The sequence below is a fragment of the Rhizobium sp. CF080 genome (genome assembly GCF_000282095.2).
Lineage (GTDB): Bacteria > Pseudomonadota > Alphaproteobacteria > Rhizobiales > Rhizobiaceae > Neorhizobium.
Map to the genome: position 1 here is coordinate 289590 of NZ_AKKC02000015.1, position 14399 is coordinate 303988.

General features: G+C 61.8%; 13 protein-coding genes. 6 read left to right on the top strand and 7 right to left on the bottom strand.

What is annotated here, in order from left to right; translation table 11 throughout:
- Positions 1–305: 305 nt before the first annotated feature.
- Positions 306–1646, top strand: coding sequence for a TadE/TadG family type IV pilus assembly protein (locus tag PMI07_RS28395; protein ID WP_007764969.1), 1341 nt, complete (start codon positions 306–308; stop codon positions 1644–1646).
- 24 nt (positions 1647–1670) lie between these two features.
- On the opposite strand, the gene gor is transcribed toward PMI07_RS28395, so the two are convergent.
- The 3 genes from gor to rpiA all read right to left on the bottom strand — a co-directional run bounded on the left by gor (position 1671) and on the right by rpiA (position 4592).
- Positions 1671–3059 carry a glutathione-disulfide reductase gene (gene gor / locus PMI07_RS28400; protein WP_007764971.1) on the bottom strand — a complete coding sequence of 463 codons (1389 nt, stop codon included), beginning with the start codon at positions 3057–3059 and terminating at the stop codon, positions 1671–1673.
- Positions 3060–3176: 117 nt separating this feature from the next.
- Complete coding sequence (locus tag PMI07_RS28405; RefSeq protein WP_024164241.1) at positions 3177–3878, bottom strand: DUF2059 domain-containing protein; 702 nt, start codon at positions 3876–3878, stop codon at positions 3177–3179.
- An 18-nt stretch (positions 3879–3896) separates the two neighbouring features.
- A complete protein-coding gene (rpiA, locus tag PMI07_RS28410; RefSeq protein WP_007773317.1) occupies positions 3897–4592 on the bottom strand; it encodes a ribose-5-phosphate isomerase RpiA in 696 nt (231 codons plus the stop codon).
- A gap of 157 nt (positions 4593–4749) precedes the next feature.
- On the opposite strand from rpiA, the gene PMI07_RS28415 reads away from it, so the two are divergent.
- Positions 4750–5466 (top strand): HAD family hydrolase, encoded by a 717-nt coding sequence (locus PMI07_RS28415; protein ID WP_037088681.1) that lies wholly within the window; start codon positions 4750–4752, stop codon positions 5464–5466.
- 63 nt (positions 5467–5529) lie between these two features.
- On the opposite strand, the gene PMI07_RS28420 is transcribed toward PMI07_RS28415, so the two are convergent.
- Positions 5530–7446 carry a L,D-transpeptidase family protein gene (locus PMI07_RS28420; protein WP_245277247.1) on the bottom strand — a complete coding sequence of 639 codons (1917 nt, stop codon included), beginning with the start codon at positions 7444–7446 and terminating at the stop codon, positions 5530–5532.
- A 403-nt stretch (positions 7447–7849) separates the two neighbouring features.
- On the opposite strand from PMI07_RS28420, the gene fumC reads away from it, so the two are divergent.
- Together fumC and PMI07_RS28430 are read left to right on the top strand one after the other, a co-directional pair.
- Positions 7850–9241, top strand: a complete 1392-nt coding sequence (gene fumC, locus PMI07_RS28425; protein WP_007764069.1) for a class II fumarate hydratase — start codon at positions 7850–7852, stop codon at positions 9239–9241.
- Between the two features lie 292 nt (positions 9242–9533).
- The gene (locus PMI07_RS28430; RefSeq protein WP_007764070.1) at positions 9534–10604 is read left to right on the top strand and encodes a GGDEF domain-containing protein; all 1071 of its coding nucleotides are present in this window, start codon (positions 9534–9536) and stop codon (positions 10602–10604) included.
- Positions 10605–10631: 27 nt separating this feature from the next.
- On the opposite strand, the gene PMI07_RS28435 is transcribed toward PMI07_RS28430, so the two are convergent.
- Complete coding sequence (locus PMI07_RS28435) at positions 10632–11240, bottom strand: pyridoxamine 5'-phosphate oxidase family protein (RefSeq protein WP_007764077.1); 609 nt, start codon at positions 11238–11240, stop codon at positions 10632–10634.
- A gap of 69 nt (positions 11241–11309) precedes the next feature.
- A complete protein-coding gene (locus PMI07_RS28440) occupies positions 11310–12251 on the bottom strand; it encodes an alpha/beta hydrolase (protein WP_007764081.1) in 942 nt (313 codons plus the stop codon).
- A 47-nt stretch (positions 12252–12298) separates the two neighbouring features.
- Between PMI07_RS28440 and PMI07_RS28445 the strand changes: the two genes are divergently transcribed.
- Positions 12299–12778, top strand: a complete 480-nt coding sequence (locus PMI07_RS28445; RefSeq protein ID WP_007764086.1) for a MarR family transcriptional regulator — start codon at positions 12299–12301, stop codon at positions 12776–12778.
- Here the strand turns inward: PMI07_RS28445 and PMI07_RS28450 are convergent, their stop codons facing one another.
- The gene (locus PMI07_RS28450) at positions 12779–13153 is read right to left on the bottom strand and encodes a DUF971 domain-containing protein (protein ID WP_007764095.1); all 375 of its coding nucleotides are present in this window, start codon (positions 13151–13153) and stop codon (positions 12779–12781) included.
- 162 nt (positions 13154–13315) lie between these two features.
- On the opposite strand from PMI07_RS28450, the gene moaA reads away from it, so the two are divergent.
- Positions 13316–14365, top strand: coding sequence for a GTP 3',8-cyclase MoaA (gene moaA / locus PMI07_RS28455; RefSeq protein ID WP_024164244.1), 1050 nt, complete (start codon positions 13316–13318; stop codon positions 14363–14365).
- The last annotated feature ends 34 nt before the right edge of the window (positions 14366–14399 follow it).

Sequence of the window (14399 nt, forward strand, 5' to 3'; positions counted from 1 at the left end):
TTCCGTCGCGGCGATCCTCTGCCGGACAAACGCCTTCAAAATCGAGGCGGCTTATAAACCTTAACAGCCGCCTTGCATAGCCGCTTTGCATCGCTGCCTGGCCCACTTCGGCGGCCCCCACATCTGATAAAAGCTGCTTCCGGTGCCGAGGTGCCCCACCCTCGGCGACTGAGTATTCAGGCATAACCCGGTCGATCGCATGCAGTATGAAATCAGGGCATCAGCGGATTTTAATCCTGTTCTTAGCCACAATTTCACGAATTTGCGCCACATTTCGCCGAAAGTTTCTTGCTGGGGAGCGGGCGATGCATCCGATGACACGTTTCTGGAAAGATCGCCGGGGCAATTTCGGCGTCATGACCGCCTTGCTGCTGGTTCCGCTGATCGGAACCGCCGGCATGGCGCTTGATTTCGGTCGCGCGCTGACCATCAAGCAGCAACTCGTCGGCGCGGCCGATGCGGCCGCCGTCGGCGCGGTTGCGGAGAAATCCAAGGCCGTCGCCCAGGCCATGCAATTGCAGGGCGACGGCAGCGTGGCGCTGGATCCGGCCGAGGCCCGCGGCATCTTCCTCGGCCAGATGTCCGGCGAGCTTTCCACCCTGCCGGTCAGCGTCGATATCGAGGTCGCGAAGAACAACGGCATCCTGACCTCGCGCGTCTCGTTCAGCGCGACCTTGCCGACCACCTTCATGGCAGTCCTCGGCAAGGACGACATCACTGTTTCCGGTCAGGCCACCGCGCAATACCAGACGCCGTCGTTCATCGATTTCTACATGCTGCTCGACAACACACCTTCGATGGGCGTCGGAGCGACACCTTCAGACGTGGCCAAACTCCGAGCAGCGACCATCAATGGCCGCAACGGGAAAGACAAGGACTGCGCCTTCGCCTGCCACATCGTCTCGGAAAGCGGCGTCGAGGACATGGGCAGCTACTACAACCTCGCCAAATCGATCGGAGCAACGATCCGTATCGACGTGGTGGCAGATGCGGTCGCCGCGCTCATGACCACCGCCAAGGAGACGCAAACGGTTACCGGTCAGTTCCGCATGTCAGCCTACACGTTCGGGCAAACCGCGCTGGATGCGAAGCTCTTCACGGTCGCCAATCCGACGACCGATTTCGATGCCCTCGGCAAGGCGACGCAAAAGATCCAGCTGATGAGCATTCCAAGTCACGATTACCCGAACAATCAGACGGACTACAATGCGGCCCTGACCGGCATCGACGACAAGATCAAGTCGACCGGCAATGGTACAAGCTCTGCCGATCGGCAGGCGATTGTCTTCCTGGTGGCAGATGGCGTCGGCGATGCGCAGCGCGCCGACTGCAAGGAGAAGTTGACCTACACGAAGGTGGGATCCCAACAATTGCCGCGCTGCATGGAACCGATCGACGTCCAGTATTGCAACGATATAAAGCTCCGGGGCGTCAAGATCGCCGTGCTCTACACGACCTATCTGCCTCTACCGGAGAACAGCTTCTACAACACCTGGATCGCGCCGTTCCAGCCGAAGATACCGAGCAACATGCAGGCCTGCGCCACCGAAGGCTATTACTTTGAGGTGAGCCCGACCGAAGGGATCGCTGCCGCCATGGACAGGCTCTTCCGCAAGATCGTCAGCGCTCCGCGCATCACCAGTTAGCGCGACGCCGAGCCTGAGAGCGCGTCAGACGCGCTCGCCGTTCTTCACAAGGTAGCTCGGGTTGTACATGGTGACGAGTTCTTCCGCCGCCGTCGGGTGCACGGCCATGGTGCGGTCGAAATCGTCCTTGGTGACGCCGGCCTTCAACGAAATGCCGAGAAGCTGCGCCATCTCGCCGGCATCGTGACCGAGGATGTGGGCGCCGACCACCTTGCGGCTTGCCGCATCGACGACCAGCTTCATGATCATTTTCTCCGCCCGTCCCGAAAGCGTCGCCTTCATCGGCCGGAACTCGGCGCGGTAGACTTCGAGCTCCGGATAACGCTTGGCGGCCTCCTCTTCCGACAGGCCGACCGTGCCGATCTCCGGCTGCGAGAAGACGGCGGTCGCAATAAGGTCGTGGTCGGGGGCGGTCGGATTGTTCCTGTATTCGGTCTCGATGAAGCACATCGCCTCGTGGATCGCCACCGGCGTCAGCTGTACCCGGTCGGTGACATCGCCGAGCGCATAGATATGCGGCACGCTGGTGCGGGAATATCTGTCGACGACAATGGCGCCGCGCTCGTTCACCTCGACGCCCGCGGCCTCCAGGCCCAACCCGCTGGTATTCGGATCGCGGCCGAGCGCCAGCATCACGGTATCGACGGCAATCGTCTCGCCGTTCATGGTCCGGGCGACAAGTCCGCCGGCCGCCGCCTTGGTCACCTCCTCGATCACATCGGTGAGGACGATGCGGATGCCCTTCTCGACCATCGCCTTGTGCAGGCCCTGGCGCATGTCGTGGTCGAAGCGCGAGAGGATTTCCTTGCCGCGATAGATCAGCGTCACGTCGACGCCGAGGCCGTGGAAGATGTTGGCGAATTCGACAGCGATATAGCCGCCGCCGGCGATCAGGATGGAGCGCGGCAGTTCCGGCAGATGGAAGGCCTCGTTGGACGAGATACACAGCTCGTGGCCGGGCAGCGCCACATGCGGATTGGGCGCGCCACCGGTCGCGATGACGATCTTTTCGGCGGTCACCGCCTTGCCGGTCTTCACGAGCCGGATCGTATGTAGGCCGACCAGTTCGGCGCGGGTATCGAGGATCTCGGCACCGTTGTTTTCCAGGCCCTTGCGGTAAAGGCCTTCGAGGCGGGCGATCTCCTTGTCCTTGGCGGCGATCAGCTTCTTCCAGTCGAACGTGCCTGCGCCGACTTCCCAGCCATAGCCCGCGGCATCCTCGAAATGCTCGTGATACTGCGAGGCGTAGACGAACAGCTTCTTCGGCACGCAGCCGCGGATGACGCAGGTGCCGCCGAAACGATATTCCTCGGCGATCGCCACCCGCTTGCCGAGCGATGCGGCCACCCGGCCTGCCCTGACGCCGCCCGATCCGCCACCAATCACGAAGAGATCATAGTCATAGGTGGTCATGGCATTCTCCTTGAAAACAGGCGGCTGGATGTGGCTCACATATAGGGACGGGAGCCCCCAAAGGAAAAGCCCGGATTGCTCCGGGCTTCCATAAAATTCAGCGGCTCGCGAATGCGATCAGGGCTTCGGCGCGGGCGCCGGGGCCGGCTTGGCAGCCGGGGCAGCCGGCTTGGCCGGGGCGGCTGCGGCCGGAGCAGCAGGCTTGGTCGCAGGCGCGGCAGCTGGCTTGGCCGGCGGCGTGGCGGGCTTTGCCGGAACCGGTGCTACGGCCTGCGCTTCCGCAGGAGCCGTATCGACGACCGGCGGCTGGATCGGGTTCGCGTCGATGATACCGCGCAGCTTTTCCGAGCTCTGGTTGGTGAGGTCGCGGGAAATGCCGTTGGCCCAGATTTCAGCGGCCCTGGTCAATTCGCGGCTGATGAGCGGCTGGTTGGTCAGCAGTTTCTTGCCTGCATCGGTGTTGAAGAAGGTGGAGATCGACTTCAGCTCATCGACGGAGAAGCTCTTGGCGTAGATGGTCGCGGCTTCCTTTTCCAGATCGGCACGGCGCGGCGCAAGCACGAGCGCCTGCTCGTCGACAACGTTGGAGATCTGACCCTGGAAGTTGGGGGAGGCCTGGATGAACTGGGCCTTCAGACGCTCTGCCAGGTTGGGCAGGATATTATCGTAACGATCCGTCACATTGAGCGCTGCGATAGCATCGCGCGCAGCGGCAAGCTGGGCTTCCGAAACTTCCTGCGCGCGAGCCGATACCGTGAAGGCGCCGGAGAAGAGGATCGCCACAGCGGCGGCACGGCCGAGAACCGCGAATCTGATCATGAGTTTGTTGCTCCTAGTTTATTTCGCCTCGAGCGTCCGCGCTCCAGCCTCGCCGGCAATGATCGCTAAGGACGCCATGTGGATGAACAGCCCGTGTTCCACGACACCGGGAATGAAATTAAGCTCCGCCGACAGAGCGTCTGCATCAGGAATGCGGCCAAAAGATGCGTCGAAAATGTAGTGGCCGCCATCCGTCATGAAGATATCGGCCCCGGATTTGCGCAGTTTCAGCTCGCCGCTCAGGCCTAACCTGGAGGCGGCCTTTTCGATCGCGATCTGGGTCGCCGCCTGGCCGAAGGGATTGATCTCGATCGGCAGAGGATAGGCTCCGAGCATGCCGACCAGCTTGCTTTCGTCGGCAATCACGATCATGCGAGTGGACGCGGCAGCAACGATCTTCTCGCGCAGCAATGCGCCGCCGCCGCCCTTGATCAGGGTCAGGTTGGCATCGACTTCGTCAGCCCCGTCGACCGTCAGGTCGAGCTCCGGAAGCTCGTCGAGCGATTTCAGCGGAATGCCGAGCTCGACGCAGAGTCTGGCGGTACGCTCGGACGTCGGTACGCCTTCGACCTTGAAGCCGCCGTGGACCTTTTCGGCGAGTAGCCTGACGAATTCGTCCGCCGTCGAACCGGTGCCAATACCAAGCCTCATGCCGTCCTCGACATAGGCCAGTGCCGCTTGCGCCGCCTTGACTTTCATTTCCCGGGCGTCCATTCGCCAAAAGCTCCCCGCTGTTTTCGCCGACCCGCTGTTTACACGCCTCTCCCGGCAAACGAAAGTCCCCTCGCGGCGGGTTTTACGAAGCTCCGCGAATCTCGCATATTTGCATTTCACGACAGCATTGCTTAATCCGGGGCATCTCCCAAACGACATTCACGAGGTTCCATTGACCGCTCCACTCGTCATTTTCGACCTCGACGGCACACTGATCGACACCGCACCCGATCTCATCGACAGCCTCAACTATACGATCGAAGCGGTCGGCCTCGCGCCGGTCACCTTCGAGGACCTGACGCATCTCGTCGGCCAGGGTGTGCGCGTGATGATCCGCCGCGCCTTCGAGCTTCGCAAAGTTCCGCTCGACGAGCCGATGGCCGCCAGGCTGTTTGACCGCTATATGGAGCATTACGAGGCGCAGATGCCGGGCAGAAGCGTGCCTTACGACGGTGTCGTCGCCTGCCTCGACCGCCTGTCGGCAGCCGGCATGCGGCTCGCAGTCTGCACCAACAAGTCCGGACAGCTCGCCTTCCCGCTCCTCGCGAAGCTCGGTCTTCTGGATCGCTTCGTGGCGATGACCTGCGGCGATACATTTGCCGTTCGCAAGCCGGATGCCCGGCATATTTTCGGCACCATCGAACGGGCCGGCGGCGCCCCCGCGACGAGCATCATGATCGGCGACAGCGTCAACGACATTCTGGCGGCACAGAATGCCGGCATTGCCTCGGTCGCCGTGACCTTCGGTTATTCCGACGTCGCCGTCGAGACACTCAACCCGGATCGCGTGATCAGCGGTTATGACCAGCTGACCGTGGAGATGGTGGAAACGCTGATCTCCGCCGACGTGCAGCGGGTGGCGGCAGCCAAATAAGAAGGCGGCACGTGGCCGCCTTCTTCTGCAATCCGAAACTCGTTCTCAGCCCGAAAGCCGAACCTAGCTTTGTGCCGCACGGACCTTGGTCGTTGCCACAAAAGCCTTCACCGTCGCATCGTCGCGGCCATAGACGTCGTCGAAATATTCGACCTTGCCGTCCTTGTTAGGCCAGGCGGTGAAGTAGGCGACGTAGACCGGGATCCTGACCGGCACCTTGGTGGCGACGTTCTCGCCGGCGGCGATACGTCCGTTCACGTCGTCGATCGTCGTGCCGAGCACGGCGGCCGCCATCTTGCGCGGTTCGGCAAGACGCACGCAGCCATGGCTCAGCGCCCGCATGTCGCGCTGGAAGAAGCTCTTCGAAGGCGTGTCATGCATGTAGATCGCATGGCTGTTCGGGAAGAGGATCTTCAGGTCGCCGAGCGCATTGTCGCTCGACGGCGGTTGGCGCACGGAGATCTTGTCGGTCGAGCCGAACCAGTTGACGCTGCTCGACGGAACCGCCTTGCCGCCGACCGAGACCTCGTATCCCAGCCGGTCGAGATAGCTCGGGTCCTGGCGAAGATGCGGCAGCATCTCGTTGATGATGATCGACTGCGGCACGCCCCAATAGGGGTTGAACTCGACCGTTTCGATCTCGTCCTGGAAGAAATAGGTCTGGTTGGCCTTGCCGCCGACCACGACGCGCATCGAGAACTGTTCAGCGCCATGGTCATGGTAATAGACCGTGTAAGCCGGCTGGTTGATGAAGACGTAACGCTGGCCGAGATCGTCCGGCAGCCAGCGCGCCTGTTCCATGGCGACTTCGACCTTCTCGATCTTGTCCTTCGACGTATGGCCGACCATCTTGCGCACCGTCGCATTGCCGATGACGCCGTCAGCCTTGAGGCCGACTTCGGCCTGGAAGGATTTGACGACCTCAACGAGTTCCGGCGTGTAGTCCGGGGTCTGCTGGTAGGCTGCGAGCGTCGCCGCGTGCTTGGTCTTCAGCGCTTCAGAACCGGTATGCTGGATGGCGGCGATGATGCTTGCCATATCCGGGCTGCTCTTGCCCGGCTTCAGCAGGATGTCGGTCGGCAGCGCGATCTGCGGACCGTCGTCGGCGGCCGCGGCGCGCAGCGTTGCAAGCTCGGCCTTCAACGCCTGGAATTGAGGGCCTTGCGGCGCAAGGCCTTCAAGATAGGCCGCAACGTCCGTGCCGGTCTGCGCAAAAGGCAGGACGAGCGAAAGCTTGACGTCCTTGCGCTTGAAGTCGTGGTAACCGGACACCTTGTTCGGATCGATGCGGCCGCGCATCATGTCCTGTGCAAACAACAGCACCTTTTCCGAGAGAGCCAACTCGAACTGCATCAGCGCGCGGTCATGGCCGTCGGCGGCGGAAACCGGGGCTGACGCCGTTGCCGAAACATTGATCGGGGTTGCCGCATCGGCCGATGACACGACACTTGCGGTCGTCAGCGCCGGGACCGGCAGGATGTAATCAGCCGGCTCGAGCCCGTATTCGCCGGCGCGTTCGAAGAGCGCCAGGACGCCCCTCGCCTTTTCATTGACGTCACCGCCGGAGACCCAGACGGGCTCGGCCGCCTTGCTATAGAAGGCCTCGAGAGCGGTGGCGATTTCCGCCGGCGCCGAAACCTTGGCCTCGGCGATCAGGCGGGTGCCGTTCGTTGATGACACTGCGGCGAAGCCGGCCGTCTTCACGACACGCTCGGCATCCGGCTTGTAGGTGTAATAGCGAGGACCGGAGACTTTCGGCAGCGGCTCGGGATCGGCGAGACTACGCTCGGTCGGCAAGCTGGTATTGCCGCCAACGCCCGGCAGGCCGTTGTCGGCAGCCCTTGACCGGTCGGCTCCAGGGCCGCCGCGCAGGAGGTCGAGAAGGGTCACGGCATGTGCGGGAACCGCCGCTCCGGTGAAAATCGAAATGCCGGACACGAGCGCCAATGCGATCGAAGTTTTTTTGTGTTTGTGCTGCAATGTCGTCCCCGTCACCTGCATCCGCGTCTTGATCCGCGGGCTCGAATATGTATCACGCCATCTAACCGATCGCGTGAGGGATGGAAAGAAACGCCCGTGTGTTCCGCCGGCTTGAGGCCCGGCGAAAAACATCGTCGCTGCGTTGCCGGAAGGTTAAGAAACTATTCGTTAAATTTTTACTGACGACCATCGATAAGTGCCCTGTCGGAGTGCGGATTCTGCTGCATAATTCCACGATCCGTGTCATAAAAGGCACGGCGAAAGGACGCCAAAAAGCCTGTTTCCCCGGCTTGCGGACGCGCAACAATCGTATAGTAATGCCGCCGGCCGGCCTGGACGCGGTAACGCGTTGTTGATCTTTTGAGACACCGGCAGCGACCACGAGCAAAAAGAGGCAGCGAAGATGGCATCGACCCGCACCGAAACCGATACGTTTGGCCCGATCGAAGTGGCGAGCGACCGTTATTGGGGGGCCCAGGCGCAGCGCTCGCTCGGCAACTTCAAGATCGGCTGGGAAAAGCAGCCGCTCGCCGTCGTGCGGGCGCTCGGCATCGTCAAGCAGGCGGCCGCCCGCGCCAACATGGAACTGGGTGGCCTCGATGCCTCAATCGGGAAAGTTATCGTCGAAGCAGCGCAGGAAGTCATCGACGGCAAGCTCGACGAGCATTTCCCGCTCGTCGTCTGGCAGACGGGTTCCGGCACCCAGTCGAACATGAACGCCAACGAGGTGATCTCCAACCGCGCGATCGAAATGCTCGGCGGCGTGATGGGCTCCAAAAAGCCGGTGCATCCGAACGACCACGTCAACATGAGCCAGTCGTCGAACGACACCTATCCGACGGCCATGCACATCGCCTGCGTCGAAACCATCGTGCGCCACCTCATTCCGTCGCTGAAGCATCTGCACGAGGCGCTGGAAGTAAAGGTCAAGGCCTTCTCCCACATCATCAAGATCGGCCGCACCCATACGCAGGACGCCACCCCGCTGACGCTCGGCCAGGAATTCTCCGGTTATGCGGCGCAGGTCGGCTCGGCGATCGCCAATATCGAACTGACGCTGCCGGCGCTCTCCAAGCTTGCCCAGGGCGGCACGGCGGTCGGCACGGGTCTCAACGCTCCGGTCGGCTTTGCCGAAAAGGTTGCCGACGAGATCTCCAGGATCACCGGCCTGCCCTTCGTCACGGCGCCGAACAAGTTCGAGGCGCTCGCCTCGCATGACTCGATGGTTTTCGCGCACGGCGCAATCAATGCTGCCGCGGCAGCCCTGTTCAAGATCGCCAACGACATCCGCTTCCTCGGCTCCGGCCCGCGCGCCGGTCTCGGCGAACTGTCGCTGCCGGAAAACGAGCCGGGCTCATCGATCATGCCGGGCAAGGTCAACCCGACCCAGTCGGAAGCGCTCACCCAGGTCTGCGCCCACATCTTCGGCAACCATGCGGCGCTCACCTTTGCCGGCAGCCAGGGCCATTTCGAGCTCAACGTCTACAATCCGATGATGGCCTACAATTTCCTGCAGTCGGTGCAGCTGCTCGGCGACGCTGCCGTCTCCTTCACCGACAATTGCGTGGTCGGCATCGAGGCCCGCGAAGACAATATCAGACGCGGCGTCGAAAACTCGCTGATGCTGGTCACCGCCTTGAACACCAGGCTCGGTTACGACATCTGCGCCAAGATCGCCAAGACAGCGCACAAGAACGGCACGACGCTGCGCGAAGAAGCTGTCGGCGGCGGATACCTGACGAACGAGGAATTCGACCAGTATGTCCGCCCGGAAAACATGATCGGTCCCAAATAAGCACACCTGTCTGATAATATAACGGAAAAAGCCCGCCTCTCGAAGGGCGGGCTTTCTCTTGATGTCAGTCCAAATGATTAATTCCGAGAATATATCGACTTTCCAAAGGTGAATATCTTTTCGGGCCCAAAGTCCGGAAACCCATTAATTTTGAGGGAAAATGGGGTATTTCAGAAATGCGAAATAAATTTAAGAATAAGCTCTTCAGCTGGCACCCCTTAATTCTTTTCCAACATTTTTCACATACTACTTCGTTTCATAGCATACGGGTGGGATCTAGTGGGGATCGTCGATGACGACGGCAACGGCGCCGAAGGCGCAATCTAGCGATCTGATCGGCCAGATCATCTATGCAGTGCGATCGATGGGCGTCGCGCCGATCCCTCGCAACTATCAGCTTTTCTACGAGGCCTATATCGGTTCCAATTCCGATCTGACCCGCGACCTGGCAGCGCTCGGAAGCCGTGCGACGCAGGAAGAGCTGGACGCGCTCTCGCATCGCTACCTTGGAACCGGCCAGGTGGCGGTGATCGAGGATGCCCATACCAAGCTTCTCAGCGAACTCGACGCGCTCCTGAAACTGTTGCGCCAGGAACAGAGCTCGCTCGAAAGCTACGGCAAGCTGCTGGGAGAAACCGCCCAGCGGATCAACTCCAAGAGCAATTTTTCAAACGACCTCCTGACCAGCGCGCTGACCCTCCTGAGCGAAGCGACCGGCAGCACCATGGCGCATGGCGAGAAGACCGTCGGCGGTGTCGCCCAGCGCTCGCAGGAAATGGATCAGGTCCGCAGGGAACTCGACGAATACAAGCGTATCGCCAACACCGATTCGCTGACCCGCATCGCCAACCGCCGGGCCTTCGACGAGCGCCTTGCCGCCACCTACGACAATACCGCCCTGCTGCCGGTCACCGCGCTGGTGCTGGCTGATATCGACAACTTCAAGAAGATCAACGACAGCTACGGCCATCCGGTCGGCGACAAGATCCTCGCTACCGTTGCCTCGGTGATCCGCTCGAACGTCCGCAAGGATGTCTTCGTCGCCCGTTCCGGCGGCGAGGAATTCGCGATCATCGTCGAAGGCAATACGCCGGAAGAAGTGATGATCATCTGCGAGCGGGTCCGCCGCGCGCTTGAAACCCGGATCTTCCGCAATTCGCGCTCCGGCATCGATTACGGCCCGGTCACTATTTCGCTCGGCTTTGCGATGGGCTCGCAGGCGAGCGATCCCGGCGAACTCTACGCCAATGCCGACACGGCCCTCTATACCGCCAAGAATTCCGGCCGCAACCGCTCGATCTTCTTCGAGGACGGCATGAAGAAGGACTATGTCGGCAAGAGCTGGCTGATCTACAGGAAATAGGCTCCGACTCGTTTGGAGAAACCCGGCTCACCACATGGTCTTGGCGGCGCGCTCCGGCCATTCGCGGTCGTAAGTCTCCTTATCGAAGTCCGCTTTGGCGGCCTTCAGGAGTGTGCCTGGCGTCGGCAGGTTCTTCGGATCGATGAAATGCTCCGGGTTCCAGAGCTCCGCCCGCATCAGGGCGCGGGCGCACTGGAAATAGACCTCGTTTATGGTGATGACCGTAACGCTGCGGGGATGCCTACCGTCCATCTCGAAGCTGTCGAGCAGGGCCGTGTCCACGGAGATCACGGCGCGGCCGTTGATGCGCATCGCCGTATTCGAGCCGGGGACGAGAAACATCAGCGCGACGCGCGGGTCGCGGACGATATTGATGAGCGAATCGATGCGGTTGTTGCCGCGCCAGTCGGGCAGAAGCAGCGTCGCTTCATCCTGGATCCGAACCGCGCCGCCGAGATCGCCGCGTGGCGAGCAGTCGAGCCCTTCCGGTCCGACGGTCGCAAAGGCGACGAAGGGCGAAGCCTCGATCATCTGCCGGTATTCCGGGGTCAACGTCCTCGTCACCTTGACGAGTGAGGCTTCCGAGACGCTGTCATAGATCGCCTTCAGTTGCTCGACGGATGTGATGATGGTCATGGCTCGCCCCTTCGAATTACGGCGGGCCGTAACCCGCGCGGGCGACAGTATGATGACGTTTCCTGTGGATCAAGCAGCCGCATCGCTGCCGGAATTGTCATCGACAGAGGTTTCGCGCATCGGACGGCGATCTTCCGTCAGGAAGGCGGCAATCGCCTCGATCACGCCGCGATCGCTGACGATACGGCGATGCCCGAGCCCGTTCGCCCATTCCATCCTTGCGCTGGCAAGCCCCTCGAAACGGCGGGCATGGCCGGCATCAACCTCCTTGTCCTCCTCGGCATGCACGACCAGCAGGGGCGTGCCGAGCCGCGCGGCGCTCGCAACTGTGTCGAAATCGTCGAGCGAGGCGCCGGCCACATCCTCTGCCCGCCGGATCAGCCGCGCCTTGACGCGCGGCGGCAGGCCGACCATCCGCGAAAAATCGTCGAACAGCCAATGAATATGGCTCGGCGCACCGATCACCACCAGTTTCGACGGCGAGATCGCCCCGACCTCCTTCATCACCCCGCCGGCGGCAAGCATCATGCTCGCTCCGCCGAAGGAATGACCGACGGCCGCATCGAAATGGCCAAACCGCTTCTCGGCCGCAACGATCGCCTCAACGGCCTGGCGCATGTTGAGGCTGCGGCCGCTCGAAAGTCCGTGGCCTGGAAAATCAAGCACCACGACCTCGGCGCCGGTTTCGGCGAGCCCCGTCGGCAGCGCCGCGATATAGGCGGCACTGGAACCCCAGCCGTGCACGACCAGGTAACGGGGCCGGCCGGGCTTGCCGTCGCCGTTGAAGCGATAGGCCATCACCGTCGATGTCCCGACCGTGAGCGGCATCTTCTGAGCAGCCGAGAGCCGCTCCCGCCCCTCCTTCGCCATCGACCGCGCCTTGTCGCCCTTGGGACGGCGCGAGGGCGTCAGGCAGAAGAGCCGAAACGCCAGGCTGGCGGCGGCGCGGGGGAACGGCCGACCTAAGGCGGCAAATCCGAGACGGGTGACCTTCAGTGCAAAGGATGGCATAGTGGGAAAATCCAATAATGTTCAATACTGAACAATAAAGTACAACAATGAACAAAAATCAATCCCTCCCCTGGGATCATCCGCGTTTTCGCAGTTGGATTGCCGTTGCCCGCGCCTGCCAGTTGATGCAAACCGTGCTGACCCGTGAGCTCGCCGAACTCGACATCAAGCCGCCGCATCTCGACATTCTGATCAATCTCTACCGGTTCGAGGGGATCTCCCAGCAGGAGCTGGCCCACAAGCTGCTGGTGGGGCGCTCCAACATGAGCATGGCCCTGCCGCAGATGGAAAAGCGCGGGCTGATCGAACGGCGTGGCGACAAGAAGGACAAGCGCGTCCTGCGACTCTACCTGACCCAGGAAGGCCGCTCGGTGACGGAACGGGCGATGGCGATCCAGACGGCCCTGATCGAGCGGACGCTCTCCTCCGAGCCGCTGGACCAATGTATGGCGATGGCGGAATCCATGGAACGGCTGATCGTCACCCTGCAGTCGGAAGTCCGGGAGGACAGCCGCGAACCGGCCTGATCACCGTGTCCTTTGTGGCGGATCGCGAGACAGACCCTTGTCGGCGAGATCGCGCTCGTAGTCGGCAAACAGCTCGGCCCCGCGCTCGCCAAGTTCGCGCAGGTAAGGCCAGGTAAAGATACCGCTGTCATGGCCGTCGTCGAAACGGATCCGCACGGCGTAATTGCCGGCCGGCGTGATCGCCGCGATGCCGACATTGCGCTTGCCCGGCACGGTCACCTTCTGGCCCGGGCCATGGCCCTGCACTTCCGCGGAAGGCGATAGCACGCGCATCGTTTCCGCCGACAGGGGATAAGCCGCGCCGTCGCTGAAGGTGACGTTCAGCGTGTGGCGGTCCTTTGAGACCCGCAGTTCCGTCGGCCAGATGTCGCTCATGCTTTCAAGGCTCCCGATTGTCATGTGTCTCGCGGAGGATTATGAGCTACGGCGTTTCGCCGCAAGCTGTTTTGCGTCCAGCGCTGTTCTATCTGGACCGATTGTCATACACTTGACGCGAAGGCTCGAAACCCCCACTTTCGGGGCAAGGGAGAATGCCACGTGAACAGTTTCGCAGGACCGATCGGAGGCGCAGCGCCCATCATCGCCGACAAGGCGCCGATGATCGACCCGTTCGGCCGTGCCGTCACCTATCTGCGCGTCTCGGTCACCGACCGCTGCGATTTCCGCTGCACCTATTGCATGGCGGAAAACATGACCTTCCTGCCCAAAAAGGACCTGCTGACGCTGGAAGAGCTCAACCGGCTCTGTTCCGCCTTCATTTCCAAGGGCGTTCGTAAGATCCGCCTTACCGGTGGCGAGCCGCTGGTGCGCAAGAACATCATGTTCCTGGTCCGCGAGCTGGGCCAGCACGTGAAGGCAGGCGCACTCGACGAGCTGACGCTGACAACCAACGGTTCCCAGCTCGCAAAATATGCCGACGAGCTCTATGACAGCGGCGTGCGCCGCATCAACGTCTCGCTCGATACGCTGAACCCCGAAAAATTCAAGGCGATCACCCGCTGGGGCGATTTCCACAAGGTCATGGAAGGCATCGACGCCGCCCAGAAGGCCGGACTGAAGATCAAGCTGAATGCCGTGGCGCTGAAGGATTTCAACGAATTCGAGATCGCCGACATGCTGCGTTTCGCGCATGGCCGCGGCATGGACATGACGGTCATCGAGACCATGCCTATGGGCGAGATCGACGAGGACCGCACCGACCAGTACCTGCCGCTCTCCAAGCTGCGCGCCGATCTCGAAGAGCAGTTCACGCTGACCGAGATCCCCTACAAGACTGGTGGCCCTGCCCGCTACGTCGAGATACAGGAGACCGGCGGACGACTGGGCTTCATCACGCCGATGACCCATAATTTCTGCGAGAGCTGCAACCGCGTGCGCCTCACCTGCACCGGCACGCTCTATATGTGCCTCGGCCAGAACGACGCAGCCGACCTGCGCACCGCGCTGCGGGCATCCGAGAACGACGACTATCTGTCGGCCGCAATCGACGAGGCGATCACCCGCAAGCCCAAGGGCCACGACTTCATCATCGACCGCACCCACAAACGCCCCGCCGTCGCCCGCCACATGAGCGTCACCGGCGGGTGATATCCGCACCCACCCGGCCTTCGAGACTTCGCCT